Origin of the sequence: Alicyclobacillus tolerans (assembly GCF_900142255.1) — a bacterium.
Lineage (GTDB): Bacteria > Bacillota > Bacilli > Alicyclobacillales > Alicyclobacillaceae > Alicyclobacillus_I > Alicyclobacillus_I tolerans.
This window is the reverse complement of the sequence record NZ_FRAF01000013.1, coordinates 55,154-74,908: the sequence shown is the minus strand read 5'-3', so window position 1 is coordinate 74,908 and position 19,755 is coordinate 55,154. Positions and strand designations below refer to the sequence as shown.

23 protein-coding genes are annotated in these 19,755 nt (G+C 43.3%); 1 reads left to right on the top strand and 22 read right to left on the bottom strand.

What is annotated here, in order from left to right; genetic code table 11:
* Positions 1 to 39: 39 nt before the first annotated feature.
* The 9 genes from BUA75_RS08815 to spoIIAA form a co-directional block, all read right to left on the bottom strand.
* On the bottom strand, positions 40 to 831 hold the full coding sequence (locus BUA75_RS08815) for a spermidine synthase (protein WP_072874232.1): 792 nt from the start codon (positions 829 to 831) through the stop codon (positions 40 to 42).
* 96 nt (positions 832 to 927) lie between these two features.
* Positions 928 to 1,059 (bottom strand): hypothetical protein, encoded by a 132-nt coding sequence (locus BUA75_RS16390; RefSeq protein WP_255567434.1) that lies wholly within the window; start codon positions 1,057 to 1,059, stop codon positions 928 to 930.
* A 28-nt stretch (positions 1,060 to 1,087) separates the two neighbouring features.
* Complete coding sequence (locus tag BUA75_RS08810) at positions 1,088 to 1,687, bottom strand: stage V sporulation protein AE (RefSeq protein ID WP_072874231.1); 600 nt, start codon at positions 1,685 to 1,687, stop codon at positions 1,088 to 1,090.
* Complete coding sequence (gene spoVAE / locus BUA75_RS08805; protein WP_072874230.1) at positions 1,684 to 2,043, bottom strand: stage V sporulation protein AE; 360 nt, start codon at positions 2,041 to 2,043, stop codon at positions 1,684 to 1,686. Before spoVAE ends, BUA75_RS08810 begins: the two co-directional genes overlap by 4 nt.
* Entirely contained in the window at positions 2,040 to 3,074 is a 1,035-nt protein-coding gene (gene spoVAD / locus BUA75_RS08800; protein ID WP_083574232.1) for a stage V sporulation protein AD, read from the bottom strand. Before spoVAD ends, spoVAE begins: the two co-directional genes overlap by 4 nt.
* Before the next feature lie 14 nt (positions 3,075 to 3,088).
* Positions 3,089 to 3,562 (bottom strand): stage V sporulation protein AC, encoded by a 474-nt coding sequence (spoVAC, locus tag BUA75_RS08795; RefSeq protein ID WP_072874267.1) that lies wholly within the window; start codon positions 3,560 to 3,562, stop codon positions 3,089 to 3,091.
* A 148-nt stretch (positions 3,563 to 3,710) separates the two neighbouring features.
* Positions 3,711 to 4,466 carry an RNA polymerase sporulation sigma factor SigF gene (sigF, locus tag BUA75_RS08790; protein ID WP_072874229.1) on the bottom strand — a complete coding sequence of 252 codons (756 nt, stop codon included), beginning with the start codon at positions 4,464 to 4,466 and terminating at the stop codon, positions 3,711 to 3,713.
* A 13-nt stretch (positions 4,467 to 4,479) separates the two neighbouring features.
* Positions 4,480 to 4,905, bottom strand: a complete 426-nt coding sequence (gene spoIIAB / locus BUA75_RS08785) for an anti-sigma F factor (protein WP_072874266.1) — start codon at positions 4,903 to 4,905, stop codon at positions 4,480 to 4,482.
* A 53-nt stretch (positions 4,906 to 4,958) separates the two neighbouring features.
* A complete protein-coding gene (gene spoIIAA, locus BUA75_RS08780) occupies positions 4,959 to 5,303 on the bottom strand; it encodes an anti-sigma F factor antagonist (RefSeq protein ID WP_083574243.1) in 345 nt (114 codons plus the stop codon).
* A 173-nt stretch (positions 5,304 to 5,476) separates the two neighbouring features.
* Here spoIIAA and BUA75_RS08775 point away from each other — a divergent pair, with 173 nt between their 5' ends.
* Positions 5,477 to 6,754, top strand: coding sequence for a helix-turn-helix domain-containing protein (locus tag BUA75_RS08775; RefSeq protein WP_072874227.1), 1,278 nt, complete (start codon positions 5,477 to 5,479; stop codon positions 6,752 to 6,754).
* 187 nt (positions 6,755 to 6,941) lie between these two features.
* Here the strand turns inward: BUA75_RS08775 and BUA75_RS08770 are convergent, their stop codons facing one another.
* The 13 genes from BUA75_RS08770 to lipA all read right to left on the bottom strand — a co-directional run bounded on the left by BUA75_RS08770 (position 6,942) and on the right by lipA (position 19,700).
* The gene (locus BUA75_RS08770) at positions 6,942 to 8,201 is read right to left on the bottom strand and encodes a D-alanyl-D-alanine carboxypeptidase family protein (protein WP_083574231.1); all 1,260 of its coding nucleotides are present in this window, start codon (positions 8,199 to 8,201) and stop codon (positions 6,942 to 6,944) included.
* Between the two features lie 146 nt (positions 8,202 to 8,347).
* Positions 8,348 to 8,554 (bottom strand): DUF1540 domain-containing protein, encoded by a 207-nt coding sequence (locus tag BUA75_RS08765; protein ID WP_072874226.1) that lies wholly within the window; start codon positions 8,552 to 8,554, stop codon positions 8,348 to 8,350.
* A gap of 52 nt (positions 8,555 to 8,606) precedes the next feature.
* Positions 8,607 to 9,797, bottom strand: coding sequence for a phosphopentomutase (locus tag BUA75_RS08760; RefSeq protein WP_072874225.1), 1,191 nt, complete (start codon positions 9,795 to 9,797; stop codon positions 8,607 to 8,609).
* A 49-nt stretch (positions 9,798 to 9,846) separates the two neighbouring features.
* Entirely contained in the window at positions 9,847 to 10,734 is an 888-nt protein-coding gene (gene xerD, locus BUA75_RS08755) for a site-specific tyrosine recombinase XerD (protein ID WP_072874264.1), read from the bottom strand.
* Positions 10,735 to 11,089: 355 nt separating this feature from the next.
* Positions 11,090 to 11,425 (bottom strand): RNHCP domain-containing protein, encoded by a 336-nt coding sequence (locus tag BUA75_RS08750; RefSeq protein WP_072874224.1) that lies wholly within the window; start codon positions 11,423 to 11,425, stop codon positions 11,090 to 11,092.
* Between the two features lie 15 nt (positions 11,426 to 11,440).
* Complete coding sequence (locus BUA75_RS08745) at positions 11,441 to 12,100, bottom strand: stage II sporulation protein M (protein WP_083574230.1); 660 nt, start codon at positions 12,098 to 12,100, stop codon at positions 11,441 to 11,443.
* Positions 12,101 to 12,182: 82 nt separating this feature from the next.
* Entirely contained in the window at positions 12,183 to 12,764 is a 582-nt protein-coding gene (locus BUA75_RS08740) for an NUDIX domain-containing protein (protein WP_165611981.1), read from the bottom strand.
* A 33-nt stretch (positions 12,765 to 12,797) separates the two neighbouring features.
* On the bottom strand, positions 12,798 to 13,919 hold the full coding sequence (locus tag BUA75_RS08735) for a M20/M25/M40 family metallo-hydrolase (RefSeq protein ID WP_072874223.1): 1,122 nt from the start codon (positions 13,917 to 13,919) through the stop codon (positions 12,798 to 12,800).
* A gap of 29 nt (positions 13,920 to 13,948) precedes the next feature.
* Positions 13,949 to 15,493 (bottom strand): acyl-CoA carboxylase subunit beta, encoded by a 1,545-nt coding sequence (locus BUA75_RS08730; RefSeq protein WP_370541551.1) that lies wholly within the window; start codon positions 15,491 to 15,493, stop codon positions 13,949 to 13,951.
* Positions 15,490 to 16,332 (bottom strand): methylmalonyl-CoA epimerase, encoded by an 843-nt coding sequence (gene mce / locus BUA75_RS08725; protein ID WP_306954375.1) that lies wholly within the window; start codon positions 16,330 to 16,332, stop codon positions 15,490 to 15,492. Before mce ends, BUA75_RS08730 begins: the two co-directional genes overlap by 4 nt.
* Before the next feature lie 30 nt (positions 16,333 to 16,362).
* Entirely contained in the window at positions 16,363 to 18,021 is a 1,659-nt protein-coding gene (locus BUA75_RS08720; protein ID WP_072874222.1) for an acyl-CoA mutase large subunit family protein, read from the bottom strand.
* Complete coding sequence (gene lipB / locus BUA75_RS08715; RefSeq protein WP_072874221.1) at positions 18,018 to 18,725, bottom strand: lipoyl(octanoyl) transferase LipB; 708 nt, start codon at positions 18,723 to 18,725, stop codon at positions 18,018 to 18,020. The genes BUA75_RS08720 and lipB overlap by 4 nt, the downstream gene beginning before the upstream one ends.
* A gap of 18 nt (positions 18,726 to 18,743) precedes the next feature.
* The gene (lipA, locus tag BUA75_RS08710; RefSeq protein ID WP_072874220.1) at positions 18,744 to 19,700 is read right to left on the bottom strand and encodes a lipoyl synthase; all 957 of its coding nucleotides are present in this window, start codon (positions 19,698 to 19,700) and stop codon (positions 18,744 to 18,746) included.
* Between the last annotated feature and the right edge of the window lie 55 nt (positions 19,701 to 19,755).

Genomic DNA, 19,755 nt, shown 5'->3' with positions numbered 1-19,755 from the left:
TGTCTAAAACTGTCGGCTTTTTTTTTACAAAAATGATGATTATGAATTCAAAATTTGTAATCGATGCATCCACAACTTACACTCTAATTGATCAAACCAATTATAGTAAAAATTCGCTCTAGATCTTATATTTCTAAGATAGTCTGAATGAAATTGAAAAGGGTTTGCATCTTTGGATAGTACGCATAATAAGTTTCCTTCAATGAAAGGCATGCCAACAGGCAGCCATATACGACTTCTAAACAAAGTCTGGCTATATTTTAAAAACAAAGTATAAGGGTAGACTGGTGGAGTTTTAGCAATCAAATTAAAAATTACAGTTCCCTTATTGTTGAGGATTCCTTCTAAAGCATCAAGAAATGACGATTGTATAATAATTGGATGAATTCTATCCTCCAGATAAACATCTACAAAAATGAAATCGAAACGAAGTTGGGTCTGTTCGACAAACTGGATAGCATCACATTGATAATATTGACATGCTGAGTGATCTGGAGCCTGAAAATGCTGGATAGCTGTTTCTATCACTTCCCCTACGATATCAACACCATACAAAAGTGTTTGGGGATATAGACGTTGGATAGTGGCTAACGCAGTGCCTGTCCCAACACCAAGTGAAAGAAAACGTTGCGGAGAACGTTTGAGAGAGGCAGAGAGATATTCAAATGCACGTTGATATGGAAATACAGGACGAGTTGGAAAACGAAGAGAAAGTGCTCCTTGCCAGCCCCCATTCAAACCAAAACGCATATAACGAAGTTGTCCTTTTTGCGCCACATGCATTTGCTTTTCTTGTGGCGCAAGCAGGCTCATTGGCGTTTGTGAAGTCATTCAACTCTCCCCCTGCCTTCTTTCTATATCATTATATTTTTAATGTGACAGGGGCTGCAAAAGTCCACATTTTCATCACATACTGGATATAACTCATCATGCTGCAGCAGAAGAAGGACGTAAAATTCTTTTCATTTGGGGAAATAGCGGTCGAACAAAACCCATAAAACTTTGGAACATGCCAAAGTAACGAAACAGTCGTGGTAAAAACATAAGCATGGATATCACGATACTGACACCTCCCAACGATTCCGATTTATTCTATGTGTTCAAAGCAGGAATGCTGTGGGCTTTGTTGCGTCTTTAATATAAGTTGAATCGCTTTAGTGGTCACTGGAGACGCTTTGGCTGGTGCATCGTTTCCATGCATTTTCCCCAAATCACCTATACCGACAATCATAGGTATAGAGAATTTTCTTAATATGTCTACTGTATCACCTTTTAGATTAAACCTTTGTGTTGGCCATCCCTCTTTATTCACCGCACTCGTTACAATGCGCAAATCTGGGGTAACCGAACAATGAACCTGAATTCCTTGCTGACTCTGAGCATTCGAAGCAACTGCCAACACACCAATAACTTCTATGCTGGGATGAGACAAGACATACGACATAGAGATTTCTGCAGTATTGTCCAATTGATTACCATTGTCGTCAAACATAATAATAACTGGATCTGATTGAGCCCTCAGGATCCAATGTACGATTTCTGGACCTGAGAGCGGAGTTGGACTTCCAGCACTCCTTGAAATCAATCGGCAGCCAGTCTGTTTGGCCGCCATCTTTAAAGCTCTTAAAGCCATGGAGTCGCCGTCTGTGACTACAATGACGCGCCGCTTTCTCTGTCGATTTCTCATCCCCTCGGTTTCGCCACCACCGCTGCCAAAAAAGCAAAAATGATAGCGGCTGAAATTCCTGCACTTGTCACTTCAAATATGCCTGTGATAATGCCAACCAGTCCGTGCGTTGATGCTTCAAGCAGCGCACCATGTACAAGAGCATTCCCAAACGATGTAATAGGTACCGTAGCTCCTGCTCCAGCAAATTTAATGAGTGGATCGTACAGTCCAAATCCGTCCAATACAGCACCAGCTATAACAAGAATGACCATGACATGTCCAGGAGTTAAACTCGTCAAATCGAGAATGAGCTGCCCTACCACACAAATCAATCCACCGACCACAAAGGCTGTAAGAAAAATCCATGGGCTCATTTCAATTCTTCCTCCTCTATACGTTCAAACGCGATAGCGTGTGAAATTCCTGGAATTGTCTCATGTTGTTGGGCACTTATTGTAGACAGCAAAGCGCCGGTAGCACTAATCAAGAGCCGTTTGTATTGACCATCTATCATTCTGTCAATAAGATGCGAAAAAGTTACAAGAGAGCAACACGCACCACCACTGCCACCAGAAAACACTTCTGGTTGATTAGGATCAAAAATCAGTATTCCGCAATCGGTTAGTTGAGTCAGATGAGTGTAACCTTCATCAGCTAGCAACTTGCGGAGAATTTGGTGACCAATATGACCGAGATCGCCCGTAGCTATGCAGTCGTAATCAGCTGGAGAACGTCCGGTATCCTTAAAATGAGTAGTCAACGTATGTGCAGCGGCTGGTGCCATAGCAGCTCCCATTTCCCAGGGATTACTAATCCCGTAATCCATTACTTTTCCAACTGTGGCATGGGTAATGCGAATAGGAAGGGCAGCCGCTGGTGAATCGCCAAGAATGGCTACACCACTTCCAGTGACGGTTCGCTGTGCAGTAGGCGGTTTTTGTACACCGTATTCTGTTGGATAGCGAAACTGACGTTCAGCCGCACTTGTATGACTAGATGTTCCGGCAACAGCCACTTTGGCAAACCCATTTTCTACGAGAAAACTGGCAAAAAATAGCGATTCACAAATGGAAGCGCAAGCACTATAGACACCGAGTATGGGAACAGAAAATTGTTTTAGGCCTAAATAGGATGAGGTCAGTTGCGCACTTAAGTCACCCCCTACCATCACATCCACTTGTTGAGGCAAAAGGTTGGCTTTTTGTAAAGCAACATGGACCGCCTCCTGAAAAAATACTTGCTCCGACTGTTCCCATGTAAGATTTTCTACTCTATCAGAACTGTGTTTGACATCAAATAGATGGCCAATTGGGCCTTCACTCTCTAATTTGCCAGCCACTGTCCCAGTAGAAATGAGCACAGGAGGACGTTGGAATTCCCAGGTTTGCGCTCCCAACTTGGACACGATGATACACTCCTTTAAACAAGATGAATCCAAAGATAACGAATAAGGGATACAAAGAAGGCAGAAACCACACCATACACAATGACAGGTCCAGCGAGCTTAAACATATTCCCACCTACGCCGGCTACCCACCCTTCTGCACGATGTTCCATGGCTGCAGAAGTCATCGTATTTGAAAAACCAGTAACAGGTACGGCCGATCCGGCACCTGCCCATCCCGCAAATTTGTCGTATACCCCTAAAGCTGTCAAACAAGCAGCTAAAAAGATCATGACTGCTACTGTTGGGTTACCCGCATCTTGGATTGAAAAATGTGCAAATTTGACGAAAAACCATTGCACGATCTGTCCAATCTCACAAATCAATCCCCCTACCAAAAAAGCTCGAATCATGTTTTTACCCATGGGTTTGGCGGGACGATATTTTTTGATGGTTTGTTGATAAGCTTTTTGTTCGTTTTTGCTTGCTGTTGTCAAAACATAGTTCATCTCCTTTATGTTGGAATCAAAACAAATACTAGTCATGACTTGTTCTTTCTAAACAGCATTAGATTTCCCATTTCACGATGCTTTACGCAAAAGGATGCAACAAAAAAAGCGAGCCTACGCTCGCCTTGCATAAAGATTGTCCATCGTATCATTCTAATTGCATTCGTATCTGCTGGAGTATTCGTTTTTCTAACCGAGACACTTGCACCTGGGAAATTCCTAAAACTTCTGCAACATCAGATTGTGTTTTATCACGAAAAAATCTCATATATACAATGAATCTTTCTCTTTCTGGCAGGCGATTCAGAATTTCATGTAATGCGATTTTATCAAACCATTCATGATTTTCATCGTCCGCTATTTGATCCATTAAATAAATTGGATCTCCATCGTTTTCAAAAACAGTTTCGTGAATGGAAGCCGGCGTTCGTAAAGCCTCTTGAGCAAACACAACTTCTGTTGGATCTAAACCCATTTCTTCAGCAATTTCAGTGATATGGGGTTGCCTGCCAAGTTTTTTAGCCAAATCATCTTTGACATGACGAATATGTTTAGCAGTTTCCTTAAGACTACGGCTTACTTTAACTGTACTATCATCGCGAAGAAAACGTTGAATTTCACCAATAATCATAGGTACAGCATAAGTAGAAAATTTGACTTCATAACTCAGATCAAATTTATCAATAGCCTTCATAAGTCCTATGCAACCAATTTGAAACAAATCGTCCGCCTCGTAACCACGATTGAGAAAACGTTGTACAACAGCCCATACCAAACGCTGATTGCTTAAAACCAACTCGTCACGAGCATTTTGATCTCCTGCTTGGCTATTCTGTATCAACTGACGTACTTCTTCATCTGCCAGCTTTGCATTTCTTTTTGTTTTATCTTTTGGTTGTTCCATCTCTTGCCGACTCCTAAGAAGGACGTTGAGAGGTTTTTTGACCTCCCATGCTTTTTACCAGCGTCACTCGCGTACCTTGGCCTGGCTCAGACTGAATTTCCATACGATCCACAAAACTTTCCATAATTGTTAATCCCATGCCACTTCTTTCTAGTTCGGGACGGGAAGTATAGAGGGGTTGCCTAGCCATATCGACATCTTCAATTCCTACCCCATCGTCTTCTATAGTGATTTTTACAGTCTGGTCATATAAAGAACACTCTATTCGTATTTCACCAAACGAATTTTCATAGCCATGAATAATTGCGTTCGTCACCGCTTCAGAAACTGCAGTCTTTAATTCTGTCAATTCTTCTAAGGTTGGATCAAGTTGAGCGACAAAAGAGGCGACAGCTACTCTGGCAAAAGACTCGTTAGCCGAACAACTAGGAAATTGCATGCGAATATAATTTTGAACATGTACTTTTTCCTGAAGGTATTCTGTCACTGATATTACTCTCCCCTCACGTATTCAATCGCTTCTTGTTCGCTAGGGAACAGTTTTAATACTTTTAAAATACCAGACATCTCAAAAATTTTCTGTAAACTGTTTTGCACTTCACAAAGAGCCATTTTCCCACCAAGAGCTTGAATGGTACGCAATCTGCCTAAAACAAGTCCAATCCCGCTGCTATCCATAAAGTGAATGTTGGCGAAAGATAGGACAAGGCGATTGATACCCTCTTGCTGTACAGTCTGTTCAATATCTTCTCTAATTTTTTCTACAGCGTGATGATCGAGTTCTCCCTGTAAACGAGCAACGAGCACTCCGGATATGGTTGTGGTTTGCAATGACACCAACGTCCGCCCTCTCTGCATGTTGTTGATTCAGGCAAACAATTCTTAAGTCATCAGCAAGAATCCTGCAAGCCGACAAAAGCTCTAAGAATTCGTCTGAATCCGACAATTTCCCGTTGAGCGAGATACATATTTTTATAGTACAATATAGGAAAATTTAATGGAGGCAGAGTATGGCGAGCATTGGAGAAACGATTCGCAACTTGCGTCGTGAGAAAGGTATGACCCAACAAGAATTAAGTCAAAATATTGTCACACCAAGCATGATAAGCCAAATTGAATCAAATAGAGCTACTCCTTCTGCAAAAGTTTTGGAACAATTAGCAGAGCGATTAGGAGTACCATTTAGTGTATTTCATGTAGAACGTACTACAACCACCGATCTGACACAGCGCCTCCGAAAAGCTCGTTCATTGGTGGACAAAGAACGTTATGAAGAAGCCGTTCCTATATTGAAAGAACTTTCTGCATTTCAAGAAAATAACGCCAAATTAGAGAGTATATTTCAATTACTTGCAGAATGCTATGTTCAGCTAGAACAACTGGAAGATGCTTCTATGGCTTATGAAGAAGTCATTCGTTTTGCAGTGGAAAAAAATGATATTGCGACGGCTGTACATGCTTATTTTCATCTTGGCAATTTGGAAAGACGCAGAAAACGTCAAAAATTATCACTAATGTATTGGACTCGTGCCAGTGAAATGCTTGCACAACATCCTTCCTTGCATATGCCACTAGAAATGAAGATATATGGTAATCTAGCTCGACTTTATCTCGATCGCGGTGATATTCAACAATCGCATGAAGCTTATTTGCGGATGACGCAACTTGCTGAAGAATATGGAACCACAAATGATATGGCTCGTGCATATCACGGATTAGCCTATACTTACACGGAACTTATGGATTTTGAAAATGCACTGATTTTTAATGAAAAAGCTATTCAGACATATGAAAAGTCTGGACAATTGAGAGGCATGCGTCAATGCCAGATCAATCAAGCCTATATTTTGAGATGTGCTAAACAATATCGCCAGGCTATTGACTATTGTTCACAATTAATTGACCTGCGAGAATTTCCGAGAGACAACATTCGATTGGCCGGAGCATATATTGAGCGAGCTGAGTCGTATTTTGCTCTTGGTGAATTGGAGAATGCTGTTGAAGATACACAAATGGCTCTTCAACAAGACGGTCAAAATATAACACTGCAAATACAGGCAAACTTTATTTTGGCTCGCGTTGCAGCCTCAAAACAAGATTATAAAACAGCTTTAGAATATTTAGATGTTTCTCTTGAAAAGGTGGACAGCAATGATTTGCCGCAGTTTACTGAATTAAAACGCCATCAAGCGATTTGGACTCAGAAATGGTCAGGGGATCAGTCCAGCATGATGACCATTGCTACTCAGCTGGCTAACAGTATTCTTCGTGAGAAATTACTCGTTTGAATCAGAAAAGAGTACGCATACAATTCAAATATTGTATGAAAAGAGGGGTTACCTCAAAAGTTTCCTAAAATGACTTTTGTGGAAACCCCTCTCTACAGTTAAACATACTTTCAAGTTACTCATTACTTATTGCCTTAGAAATAATATTTTTTGTGCTCATTCGTCAACAACTGAGATGGTTCGACAATCAAGATTGCCCAAATGAAAAGAATGAACGTAGGGAGCGGCCAAGTCGATAGGACAATGACGCTTTTTCTACCGATGTTGCAGCTACAAGAGCTACTTTATCCACAACATGGTCATTCTCTTCAACCACTAATTCGCCTACCTTTTGACCCTTTTTAATTGGCGCCTGTAAAGGCTGTATGATGATTTTTTCATCTATGTCAGGACGCTTACCTTTTTCAGTAACTAAACCTACTGCTCTAGATACCATGACATTTATTTTCTTCTCTTTACCACCTTTCACATCCACCTGAGTAATTGTACTACCGGCAGCGTGCAGAGCTTTATATTCATACTGACTAAATCCCCAATTCATCATTGCAGTAACTTCAGCATTACGTATGGTCGTTTTGGGTTCTCCCATAACAACAGCTATCATGCGCAAACCTTGTTTCTTGGCAGTAGCCGACAAACAATACTTGGCTTCTGCTGTGTATCCCGTTTTCAATCCATCCATACCCTCATAAAACTTGACTAACTTATTGGTATTAACCAACCAAAGGGGTTTCGCACTGTCTTTTCGTAAATAATCACTATATACCGATGTCCATTTCGTAATTTCCGGGTGATTTAGCAAGGCGCGTGACATGAGAGCAATATCATAGGCTGATGAATAATGGTTCTCGGCAGGCAATCCATTGCAATTAACAAAATGAGTATCTTTCATGCCTAATTGAGATGCTCTCTCGTTCATTTTTTGTACAAAAGCATCTGATGTTCCACACAGATGCTCCGCCATTGCCACACAAGCATCATTTGCTGAAGCCATGGCAATCCCCTTGAGCATGTCAGAAACAGTCATTTCTTCTCCAGGTTCGAGAAAGATTTGCGAACCTCCCATGCTCGCGGCATATTCACTTGCCTTTACTTTGTCCGTGAGTTTCAGTTTACCATTGTCAATAGCTTCCATAATCAACAACATTGTCATGATTTTAGTAATGCTGGCCATTGGCAATCGTTCATGCTCATCTTTGGCAAACAATATTTTGCCAGTAGAAGCTTCCATTAAAACTGCTGATCGAGCATGAGCAGCTAATTGAATTTCTTGGTGATCATCGTTTGAAGAACTTTTTTCCTTTTGAACATGATACGTGGATGCAGATTGAGATAACGAAGATGCCTGGATAAGAGGCGGTTCAACAAAGGAGAAAATTGGCAGAACGAGACAACTGAAAACAGCCAACTTTTTGACTCCAGATAATTGCTGTTTCTTCTCTGACATAGTTGTCTGCTCCTTTCTTTGACATCATGATGTCCAGTTACAAGAGACTCTGGCTAGCGTATAGTTTGCTCGTCCATCGTGTGAATATGATACGGAAAAATAAAAAACCCTCCTGATATACTGGAGGGTTCATTAAAGAGTGCTTTCTAGGAGTGTTGTGACTCTTGATGCGCATGATAGGCATCTCGTCCATGCCCACGATAATCTTTATAAATAAAAGTTTCACACATCGTACCTTTGGATGTTCCTACAATAGGATTTCCATTAGTTCGTATTTCTATTTCCTCTGCTGAACAAGCTGAATTTTGGTTATATAAACATTCTTCAACTGCACATTTTACATGATTCGGCATGCTCATCCCCTCCTTGTACTTCAGTATGAGAGAGAACGGCAAAACCATACTTTTAAAACATCGCTTCATCTTGAATTGATTTCCAAAAACTCTCTCCAATCTCCGGCAATGAAACACCAAAAAACTCTGCAACCGTAGCACCTAAGTCAGCGAACGTCGAGCGATCTCCAAGCGAATGTAACTGGTTCATCTGCTTGTGATACACCAAAAGCGGTACCCATTCCCTGGAATGATCTGTTCCAGGCGTCGTCGGATCACAACCGTGATCGGCTGTAATGCAAAGAACGTCCGAATCCTGCATGGTTGAAAGTACCTTTCCCAGCCAACGATCAAACTCCTCTACCGCTTGTGCAAAACCAATAGGATTATTGCGATGACCATAGAGAGAATCAAAATCAACCAAATTGATGTAAAGTAGCCCGGAAGAATATTCACGCATAGCCTGGAGTAATTTTTTCATTCCATCTTCATTGTTATCGGTATGAATTCCCTTACTGATACCCGAACCACCATAAATATCGTAAATTTTTCCGATACCAATAATATCCCAACCTGCAGTTTGTAAGGAATTAAGGACCGTATGGCCAAAGTTTAAGGAAAAATCTTTTCGATGATGCGTTCGTTGAAAAGCACCAGGTTTACCAATGAAGGGTCGCGCAATCACACGGCCGACAGCATGAGGTCCGGTCAATAAAGCGCGAGCTTTCTCGCACCAATCATACAACTGTTGGACAGTGACGATTTCCTCATGTGCCGCAATTTGAAAAACACTGTCTGCTGAGGTATAAACAATGGGTCGACCTGTTTCCATATGAATAGCACCATACTCTTCAATAACCTCCGTGCCTGAGGCAGGACGATTACAGAGTACGGGTTTGCCCACGTATGCTTCAAAAGGTTGAATAATCTCATTTGGAAAACCATTCGGATATACCGGTAAATCTTGCTCCAGCACAACACCTACAAATTCCCAATGGCCATTAGTCGTATCTTTACCATGGGACTTTTCCTGCATTCTTCCATAAGCGGTTGGTTGATGGCTTGGTTTTACACCCTCGATTTCCAATATATTTCCAAGCCCCAACTTTTCCATATTAGGTACGTATAATCCGCCCTTCGCCTGTGCAATATGGGCTAATGTATTAGACATTTCATCTGATGTCCCATAATGACTAGCATCAGGTGCCGCACCACAGCCGACGCTATCCAAAACAATCCATATCCATCGTTTCTTTGACGTCATCCCTACAACTCCCCGTTTGTTACTTTCCATCAATTTTCGATAGACGTATTCATGCTCTTGGATGGGCCAATAAATACGCTTCTTTCATGCGTGATCGCGTTACATGTGTATAAATTTGTGTAGTGGAAATGTCAGCATGTCCTAACATCTCCTGAACAGCCCTTAAATCGGCTCCATGCTCGAGAAGATGAGTGGCAAAGGAGTGTCGGAGCATATGAGGTGTGATTTCTTCAGAAATTTTTGCAGAATACGCATATTTTTTAAGAATTTTCCAAAATCCTTGGCGAGAAATTCGTTTACCCTGTTGATTGAGAAACAACGCGCTAGAAGAAGATTCTTTGCACAATTGAGGACGAGCCGTGTGAATATATCGATGCAAAGCTTTTTGAGCAATCTCACCAACTGGGATAATACGTTCTTTTTTCCCTTTTCCTAAACAACGCGTAAAACCAGCGCTTAAATTAACATCATGCAGATTCATATTGATTAATTCACTCACGCGTAACCCTGTAGCGTAAAGTAACTCCAGCATGGCCTTGTCTCGACATCCAGCCGGAGTATGAACGTGAGGTTGTTCCAGTAGGAGCCGAATTTCCTGCTCTGTGAGCACCTTCGGCAAGCGTTTCTCCATTTTAGGCGAAACAATGCGCTGAGCGGGATTTTTCACTTGTCGATTTTCACTGGCCAGAAATCGATAAAAAGAGCGAATTGATGCAATGTTTCTTGATATGGTGGAAGAGGCTTTCCCCGATTGAGTCAATTCCACTAAATATGCCTGTAGATGCTCTTCTAATGCATCTTCCAAACTCAATTTGAGCTTCTGATCCATAAAACGCTGAAACCCTGCTAAATCTCTTCGATACGATTCCAGCGTGTTCATAGACAGTCCACGTTCTACAGACAAATAATTGATAAACTGTTCTACCAAGCTATGCATCAATATGACTCCTTTAATCGTTCTCCAACTCTCTTTTTCTTTCTGCCTCATAAAAATGATTCCATAAATAAATGAAGAGTCCTGCACTTTCAGGACACTTCCATACAGTATAGTTGTCAATTGCCAAATCGGAAAAAAGAGAGGCACGATTGTAGGAATTGATTGAACATAAAATCGAATGTAGGTACGTCCGTACGCGTCCACACAGCAATATAAGGAGGATGAAGAGGCGTGGGAAGTTGGTAAGAATGCCGCCATGCTATAGATATGGAGACCATCCAATGAAAAAGCAACGCCATTGAAAAAAAGAACAAACAAATTCGTAAAAAACTCCAAAGTGACGACAGACGTTGGATCATATGGATGGCCCCTTTCTCATCAACTCCAGTGCTCGATTAAATGAATCAGCAGCCAACGGATCGTCAAAATGGAGCGTGTTTCGACTTTCATGTCCACAACGTTGACAACGATGAACCACTTGCCATCCTTTTTTGGAATGTTGGATGATCTCGATAGGCTCCATCAAGCCTCCACAGTTTGCAGCGCGATCGCCGGGAAAATTGTCAAGATGTACAGAATAAAGGCAATTTGGACAATGGTTTCGACAAGTTGAGGTGGAAGGTGGTACATCGACCCCACAATGGGCGCAGATAAAGCCTTCGTTTCGATGCGTAAAGCGAGCGTGTTGCATGAAAATCCCTCCTGTTCAAAACAGGCTTGCCAGTAAATGAGGCACCACACTGGCTTGTACCCAATCAGCAATGGCCAAACCACCCAGATATACAATAAAGTATCCCGTAAATCGCAGAGCACGGACAATTAAGTCGCTCAACTGGATTTTCTGAATGAGAATTGTCTTGGAAAAACGAATCGCTGTTAAAGCAGCAGCCAGTAAAGTGGAATATGCGAGAAATTCGTGCAAAAAAATGCCTAACATGGCAATCCATAGCCCTTTGACACCAAAATGAAGTATAGTGTAACCAATGGCGAAACCCGTTGAGAAAGCACGCAGAAAAAGTAAAAGAATAATAATAGGTATACCAATGATGGATAATCCAAGCAACCAGAGTAACGCCAACAGACGTCCATCCGCACTTAAACGTTGCCATAACAGTTCCTTGCTGCTCGCCAACTGATGATTTGTGACATCTGAAATGAGATTTTGTAGCCGATTGTCAAGAATCATTTGCTCAGGATGCGGAATTTGTCCTGCAACCACACCGCCAAAGAATAGACCCGTTACAGCAATGGCCAGTAGAAATAATAAGGCAGAGCCATGCTTTCTCTGTAATTTTTGCAAAAGTTGAATGCTTTCTTGGAGCCAATCAACTCTTCCTTTTCTTCGTAAAAGAAGATTCCCGTTCATCTCGAATTGCCCCCATTCCACGCTAGAGAGAAGCAGTGAGCAAAGTTATGTCCTGCTTCACTCTATGTGGATAAAGGCGACTCTATGACTTTTTACTAGAACCTTGCATCAACCATCGATAAACTCCAATGAGCGTTTTAGCGTCCGTTAGTGCGCCTGTTTTTAACATTTCAGCAACTTCATCACGAGAAAAGAAATGCATATGGAGCAATTCATCTTCGTCCAGTTGTTGTTGAGACTTGACTAAATCACGAGAAAAATATAACCATATTTTCTCATTCGCAAAGCCGGGAGATGTGTAAAAAGAATGCCATAATTCAATCGATTTTGCTGTGTATCCCGTTTCTTCGCGTAATTCTCGACAAGCTGCTATAGAAGGCTCTTCTCCAGCATCCAATTTCCCTGCTGGCAGTTCCCAAAGCAATTCATGAGGAGCGTTGCGAAATTGTCGAACCAAAATAAGATAATTAGTTTCTGGTTCGGCAACAATTGCTACTGCACCTGGATGTATAACAACTTCCCGAGACGCTTCCCGTCCATTGGCCAAGCGTACTTTGCGTTTTTGTAGTTGAAGAATACGCCCGCTATAAAGGGTAGTTTCATCAACCGTTGTCTCCACCAAACTGCTATCCTGATGTTGCGGAGAGTCTGTCCAGTCATCCAACGATGGTTCTCCCTCCAATTAACCTGAATCAGTTTACTCCATTGTGCAAAAAACAACGGCCACTTCGGAAGCTGACATGATATCGGATAATTGAATATGTTCCTGAGTTGTATGAATATCTTCATAGCCAATACCAATGTTTAGCACGGGCAACTTATGCATGGAAAGAATGTTTGCATCACTGCCTCCGCCAACCTCTACTGGATTGGGTTCAAATCCGGCCAGACGTAGAGCACGCTCCACTCTCTGGCGAGCAGGATGTTCTGGAGGATAACGAAATCCTTCATACATCAGACGCTGTTCAAATTCCAACTTGGCCCCATGCTCTTTAGCAACGGTATCAAAAATTTCCTCAATCTGCTGGAGCATACGCTGTAATTTTTCCTTGTTTCGACTTCGAACTTCACCCAATAATCTGGCTCTCTCCGCGACAACATTCGTCGGACTAATGCCTTCAAAAGAACCGATATTGGCTGTTGTTTCATCATCAATACGCCCATGAGGCATATTCGCCACTGCTTTTGCAGCTACCTGAATGGCTGATATTCCCCGTTCTGGAGCTACTCCTGCATGAGCGCTGCGGCCTATAAACTGGGCTTCAAATTTAGCTTGTGCAGAACCAGCTACAGGCAGCGTTCCTAGTGCTCCTCCTGTGTCAAGAGAAAGACCCCAATCAGCGTCAATCAGAGAAAAGTCCAGGTTTTTAGCACCTTGCAGTCCTATTTCTTCAGCAATGGTCAATAACACCTGAATCTGGCCATGCGGTAAATTCTCTTGTATAATCCGCTCAAGCGCTGTCAAGATAGCGGTGATGCCCGCTTTATCATCCGCTCCAAGCACGGTAGATCCGTCACTGTATATAACCTCATCACGAACGACAGGTTTCACGTTCTGCCCTGGTTGTACCGTATCCATATGCGCCATCAATAAAATTTTAGGTCGAGTAGAATCGTTGGCAGGCAAAGTGGCAATGAGATTACCACATTGCCCCCCTAATTTTTCACCCGCACTATCTTCTCGAACGGATAATCCCATTTTTTCCAGTCTCTCTTTGCAATATGCAAATACTCCTTGTTCTTGAAGTGAATGACTAGCAATCTGCACAAGATCTAAAAATGTATGCAAAACAGCATCTTTATGTGTATGAGTCGACATAGACAACGCCTCCTATTGTACGTATGAGCTTAAAGCGGTATGTTGCCATGTTTGCGCAAAGGACGTTGTACTTGTTTATTTTCCAAAAGAACAAGCGCCTCATAAAGCAATCGACGGGTGTCGCGTGGATCTATAACATCATCAACCATACCTGCACCAGCCGCCACATAAGGATTTGCAACGTGATCGCGATATTCTTGAATACGTCGTGCCTTTGTCTCTGCCGGATTGTCTGAGGCAGCAATTTCTTTAGCATAGATAATGTTGGCAGCACCTTCTGGACCCATGACAGCAATTTCAGAGGCTGGCCAAGCATAAACGAGATCGGCCCCAATAGCTTTACTGTTCATAGCAACATACGCACCGCCATATGCTTTACGCAGAATAATTGTAATTTTGGGAACAGTTGCCTCAGAATAGGCGTATAGAATTTTCGCGCCGTGCCGAATAATTCCACCATGCTCCTGTTTGACACCTGGAATGTAGCCTGTTACATCTTCAAGTGTAATAAGGGGAATTTGAAAGGCATCACAAAATCGTATAAAACGAGAAATCTTATCTGATGAATCAATATCTAAACCGCCTGCCATATGTTTAGGCTGATTCGCAATGATTCCTACTACACTGCCGCCAATCCGCCCAAAACCAATCACTGCATTTTTGGCAAACAATTTTTGCACTTCAAAAAAATCTCCGTCATCCACTAAACGTTCAATCACATCTTTGACATCATATACTTTCATACCCTCGGTAGGAACAATCTCCAGAATGGAGTCATCCATCTCCAAGCTTCCATGAAAAGGTTTCCGAGGAGGCTTCTCTCGATAAGAAGCAGGCAAAAAACTCAGCAACTTACGCACTTGCGAAAGCGTTTCTTCTTCAGTCGGACAAGAAAAGTGAGCGACACCACTGTAAGCTTCCTGGGCTTTGGCTCCACCAAGTTCTTCAGCAGAAATCTGTTCTCCGGTCACAGTCTGAATGACTTTAGGTCCCGTAATAAACATCTGACTTGTCCCTTCGACCATAAAAATAAAATCGGTAATGGCCGGGGAATAGACAGCACCTCCAGCACAAGGCCCCATAATTACGGAAATTTGTGGAATAACACCAGAATAACAGGCATTTCGATAGAACACATGACCATACCCGTCCAGTGAAACCACGCCTTCTTGTATGCGTGCCCCTCCTGAATCGTTTAACCCTATCATAGGAGCTCCATTTTGAGCAGCTAAATCCATGAGATTCGCAATTTTTTTAGCATGCACTTCACCAAGGGCTCCGCCAAAGACAGTGAAATCTTGGGCAAACACATAGACTGTACGTCCGTCTATCGTTCCATACCCAGTCACAACACCTTCCCCTGGAGCTTCAATATTATCCATACCTAAATAGGACGAACGCGTATGGGCAAACAGATAAATCTCGCGAAAGGAACCTTTATCCAACAATAATTCTATTCGTTCACGAGCGGTGTACTTTCCTTTTTCATGTTGTTGCAAGATGCGCTGATCGCCCCCGCCGAGCTCCAGTTTGCGGCGACGATCGGTCAATTCACTCAATCTTCGTTCCATCATGACTGCCTATCCTCCCTTGGCTGACATAGTTCTGTGAGAACACCTTGCATAGAGGACGGATGCAAAAAGGCTACCCACTTGCCATGCGCACCACGACGAGGTTGGTCATCAATCAAACGAAAACCTGCCGTTTTCGCCGCTTGCAAAGCAGCATGAATATCCTTTACTCGATAGGCAAGATGGTGAACCCCAGAACCGCGTTTGGCCAGAAAGCGTGCTACAGGACTCTCTTCATGTAAGGGTTCAAGCAGTTCGATCTCGGTCTGGCCCATACGAAGAATACTGACCCGCACTCCCTGTTCCACAACTTCCTCATGATGAATTTCTTTGGCTCCAAGCTGATCTTTATACAACTTCTGAGCTATAGTCAGCGAATTGACGGCAATACCTATATGATCGAGTCCTTCAACAAAAGAAGCTAAAGCTGGCAACTGAGCGGTTCGCGCATGTTGACGAATATAATCCGCCATTTGTTTGATGCTGGAACCCGGAGTGAAAATTTCAGCAATGCCAGCATTTTTTAGAGCATTGATATCCTCATCAGGAATGATTCCGCCGCCAATCACCAGAATATCGTCTGCTCCACGTGCACGAAGCGCTTGAACCACTTCTGGAAACAGTTCCAAATGGGCTCCAGACAACGAAGAAAGTCCCACACAAGCCACATCTTCCTGTACGGCTGCAGCAGCAATGGCTTCTGGAGTTTGCCGCAAGCCTGTGTAGATAACTTCCATTCCCTCATCTCTCAGCCCTTGAGCTACCACCAACGCACCGCGATCATGCCCATCCAGACCGGGCTTGGCAATTAAAACACGAATCGGTCGTTCCAAACCATCCAAGCTGTTCTCGCCTCCATTTTCTCTTCAGAATCAATAAATAGGGGGACGATACTCTCCAAAAACATCTCGTAAAGTGTTGCAAATTTCACCAATCGTTGCATATGAGCGTACAGCCTGAAGAATAAGCGGCATTAAATTGGCATCCCCTTCAGCTCCGCTACGTAAATCCGCCAGCGCCTTCGCCCAAGGTTCTTGAGCTCTTTCTTGGCGCAATTTGGCCAGACGCTCAGCCTGTATGGCACCCAGTTTGGAGTCCACACGCAACAGTTCAGGAGTGGATTCGTTTTCCACAGTAAATCGATTGACACCAACCACCACTTGTTCTCCCTGTTCAATCTCCCGCTGCGTCAAATAAGCGGCGTGATGAATCTCTTTTTGCATATATCCCTGCTCAATGGCAGAAACTGCTCCACCCATCTGCTCAATATAATCCAAATATTGTGTAGCCCTTCTCTCTAACTCATCCGTCAGTTCTTCTATGTAGTAGCTCCCACCGAGCGGATCAACCGTGTCTCCCACATGGCTTTCATAGGCAAGAATTTGCTGAGTACGAAGAGCTATACGAGCTGATTCTTCCGTCGGCAACGCCAATGCTTCGTCGCGGCTGTTGGTGTGCAAACTCTGTGTTCCCCCAAGTACTGCGGCAAGCGCTTGCACGGTAACCCGAACAATATTGTTATCCGGCTGTTGAGCAGTTAGCGTACTTCCACCTGTCTGGGTATGAAAACGTAATTGCATAGATTTAGAGTTCTTAGCAGAAAAACGATCCCTCATAATATGAGCCCACATGCGCCGTGCAGCTCTGAATTTCGCAATTTCTTCAAAAAAATTATTGTGTGCATTAAAGAAAAATGAAAGACGAGGAGCAAATTCGTCAATATGCAAACCAGCAGCCAAGGCTGCCTCAACGTAAGCAATCGCGTTCGCCAATGTAAAAGCAATTTCTTGAACAGCTGTCGATCCGGCTTCTCGAATATGATAGCCAGAGATAGAAATGGTATTCCAGTTTGGCACTTCCTTGGAACAGAAAGAAAAAATATCGGTAATTAGACGCATAGATGGCTTGGGAGGAAAAATATAGGTGCCCCGCGCCACATACTCTTTTAAAATATCATTCTGAATGGTCCCTGACACTTTATTCCACGCAACGCCTTGCTGTTCAGCAACCACAAGATACATGGCCAACAGCACTGAAGCAGGAGCATTAATGGTCATGGATGTACTCACTGCATCCAACGGAATTTCGGCAAACAGGGTCTGCATATCGAGCAGCGAGGAAATCGAGACTCCTACTTTACCCACTTCACCGCGCGCAAACGGATCGTCAGCATCATAACCAATTTGTGTAGGCAAATCGAAAGCGGTGCTTAATCCTGTCTGCCCTTGTTCCAGCAAATAACGAAACCGCAGGTTAGTTTCTTCAGCAGAACCAAACCCTGCATATTGGCGCATTGTCCAAAATTTTCCACGGTACATCGTTGGCTGGATTCCGCGCGTATACGGAAATTCACCCGGAAAGCCAAGTTTCTCTAAATAAGCATCAGGGGTAGATTCTTCACTGTTGGGAGTGTACAGTCGTTCCACAGGGATATCGGAAGAAGTATGGAATTCTTTGCGACGCTCAGGTCGCTTTCCTATCTCGGTTTCTACTTTTTTCTCCCAGGCGTTTTTGGATTCTTGGAAGTTCATGCCCGACTCTCCCTTTCGCGAGACCAATCAACCGTCTCTGTTCGTGCAGAAAACTGTTGTTCAAAATGGCGGCGCAGTTTTTCTTCCCATATTTCTACAGAAGCTTCCTGTTGCAATTCTTCAGCGACTGAAGTTACTCCTTTATCCTGAATGCCACAAGGGATGATGGTTTGAAAGTGAGCCAAATTGGTAGCCACATTGAGTGCGATGCCGTGAGAAGTGACAAACTCACCATTGGCGCGTCGCTTCACTCTTGCGCCTACAGCACAGATTTTTTTATCTCCCAGCCAAACACCTGGATAGGCTTCCAGTCGTGTTGCCGTCATCCCTTCTTCAGCGAGGGCTTGTATGACCATTTCCTCTAACCGTCGTACAAACAGTGACACATCGTTACCAAATGGACCCAGGTGCAAAACAGGATAAACCACCAGTTGGCCTGGACCATGATAGGTAACATCACCGCCCCGGTCTACTTCTCGGATCGTAAACCCTTGACGCAGTAGTTCTGCTTCGGAAGCAACAATATTTGCGGCCGATCCGTTTCGACCAATCGTAATTGTGGGTGGATGTTCCACAGTAAAAACGGTCTGCGCGCCGCCTTCCATGGCAAGCAGCGCATCCCGTTGACTCATCTGAATTGCCAGCGCCTCATCATAATCCATACGTCCTAATGAAATCCAATTTACTGTCGTCGGTTGACTCATCCTCACCCCTCCTACAAATTAAAGTTGCGAGGAAGCTGATTCTTTGAGGGATTGAATAGGCATTCCATCCGCACGTAATACCTGCTCATGAGCGTGGTAAGAACTGCGCACCATAGGCCCAGATTCCACATGAGCAAAACCGCGTGCCAAACCTTCGCCGCGCAAACGTAAAAATTCAGTGGGAGTATAGAATTTTTCCACCAATAAGTGTTTTTTTGTCGGTTGCAAATACTGGCCAATCGTAACAATATCAACTTGAACTGCACGTAAATCGTCCAGCGTTTCTAAAATTTCATCCACTGTCTCTCCAAGACCTACCATTATGCTTGACTTGGTTCGAATATCCGGACGAAGTTCTTTAGAACGCTGCAACAGTTCCAAAGTTCTGTCATATTTCGCCTTGGAGCGTACCTTATCTGATAATCTGCGAACCGTCTCTATATTGTGGTTGAGAATGTCAGGCGAAGCGTCTAAAACGGTAGCCAGCGCATCCCAATTCCCTAGAAAATCTGGAATCAATACTTCCACACCGCATGTGGGCAAACGTCTACGGATGGCGCGAATCGTTTCGGCAAAGATAGAAGCTCCACCGTCAGCTAAATCGTCTCTAGCAACTGATGTTACCACGGCATGCTGCAAATCCATTTGCACACAAGCTTCAGCTACCCGTTCAGGTTCTTGTAAGTCGAGTTCTGTCGGTTTACCGCTGTGCACAGCGCAAAATCGACAAGCACGTGTACAAGTCTCACCGAGAATCATAAAGGTAGCCGTACGATGCGTCCAACATTCATAAATATTGGGACAACGGGCTTCTTCACAAACTGTGTGCAACGATTTGGAACGCATCAGTCGCTTCAGCTCTTGATACTCTTCTCCCGTATTGAGCTTAATTTTAAGCCACTCTGGCCGGGACATGGCTTGTTCGCGCATGATACGTTCTTTTTCAGCTTGTTTTTCTGCCAGTTTTGACTGCATATGGGCCACTCCCTCTTTCTTTTGGCAACGTCACAACTTTCTTTCGAAAGCGGAA

Bases quoted from the DNA above. Each gene is read 5' to 3' on its own strand.
- BUA75_RS08750 (WP_072874224.1), bottom strand. From the start codon at position 11,425: ATGCAACACGCTCGCTTTACGCATCGAAACGAAGGCTTTATCTGCGCC.
- sigF (WP_072874229.1), bottom strand. From the start codon at position 4,466: ATGGAACAACCAAAAGATAAAACAAAAAGAAATGCAAAGCTGGCAGAT.
- spoVAE (WP_072874230.1), bottom strand. From the start codon at position 2,043: ATGAGCCCATGGATTTTTCTTACAGCCTTTGTGGTCGGTGGATTGATT.
- BUA75_RS08745 (WP_083574230.1), bottom strand. From the start codon at position 12,100: ATGAACGGGAATCTTCTTTTACGAAGAAAAGGAAGAGTTGATTGGCTC.
- lipB (WP_072874221.1), bottom strand. From the start codon at position 18,725: ATGAGTCAACCGACGACAGTAAATTGGATTTCATTAGGACGTATGGAT.
- BUA75_RS08720 (WP_072874222.1), bottom strand. From the start codon at position 18,021: ATGAACTTCCAAGAATCCAAAAACGCCTGGGAGAAAAAAGTAGAAACC.
- BUA75_RS08810 (WP_072874231.1), bottom strand. From the start codon at position 1,687: ATGAGAAATCGACAGAGAAAGCGGCGCGTCATTGTAGTCACAGACGGC.
- BUA75_RS08815 (WP_072874232.1), bottom strand. From the start codon at position 831: ATGACTTCACAAACGCCAATGAGCCTGCTTGCGCCACAAGAAAAGCAA.
- BUA75_RS08775 (WP_072874227.1), top strand. From the start codon at position 5,477: ATGGCGAGCATTGGAGAAACGATTCGCAACTTGCGTCGTGAGAAAGGT.
- lipA (WP_072874220.1), bottom strand. From the start codon at position 19,700: ATGCAGTCAAAACTGGCAGAAAAACAAGCTGAAAAAGAACGTATCATG.
- BUA75_RS08735 (WP_072874223.1), bottom strand. From the start codon at position 13,919: ATGTCGACTCATACACATAAAGATGCTGTTTTGCATACATTTTTAGAT.
- BUA75_RS08730 (WP_370541551.1), bottom strand. From the start codon at position 15,493: ATGATGGAACGAAGATTGAGTGAATTGACCGATCGTCGCCGCAAACTG.
- spoIIAB (WP_072874266.1), bottom strand. From the start codon at position 4,905: ATGCAATTTCCTAGTTGTTCGGCTAACGAGTCTTTTGCCAGAGTAGCT.
- spoVAC (WP_072874267.1), bottom strand. From the start codon at position 3,562: ATGAACTATGTTTTGACAACAGCAAGCAAAAACGAACAAAAAGCTTAT.
- xerD (WP_072874264.1), bottom strand. From the start codon at position 10,734: ATGCATAGCTTGGTAGAACAGTTTATCAATTATTTGTCTGTAGAACGT.
- BUA75_RS08765 (WP_072874226.1), bottom strand. From the start codon at position 8,554: ATGCCGAATCATGTAAAATGTGCAGTTGAAGAATGTTTATATAACCAA.
- BUA75_RS08760 (WP_072874225.1), bottom strand. From the start codon at position 9,797: ATGACGTCAAAGAAACGATGGATATGGATTGTTTTGGATAGCGTCGGC.
- BUA75_RS08770 (WP_083574231.1), bottom strand. From the start codon at position 8,201: ATGTCAGAGAAGAAACAGCAATTATCTGGAGTCAAAAAGTTGGCTGTT.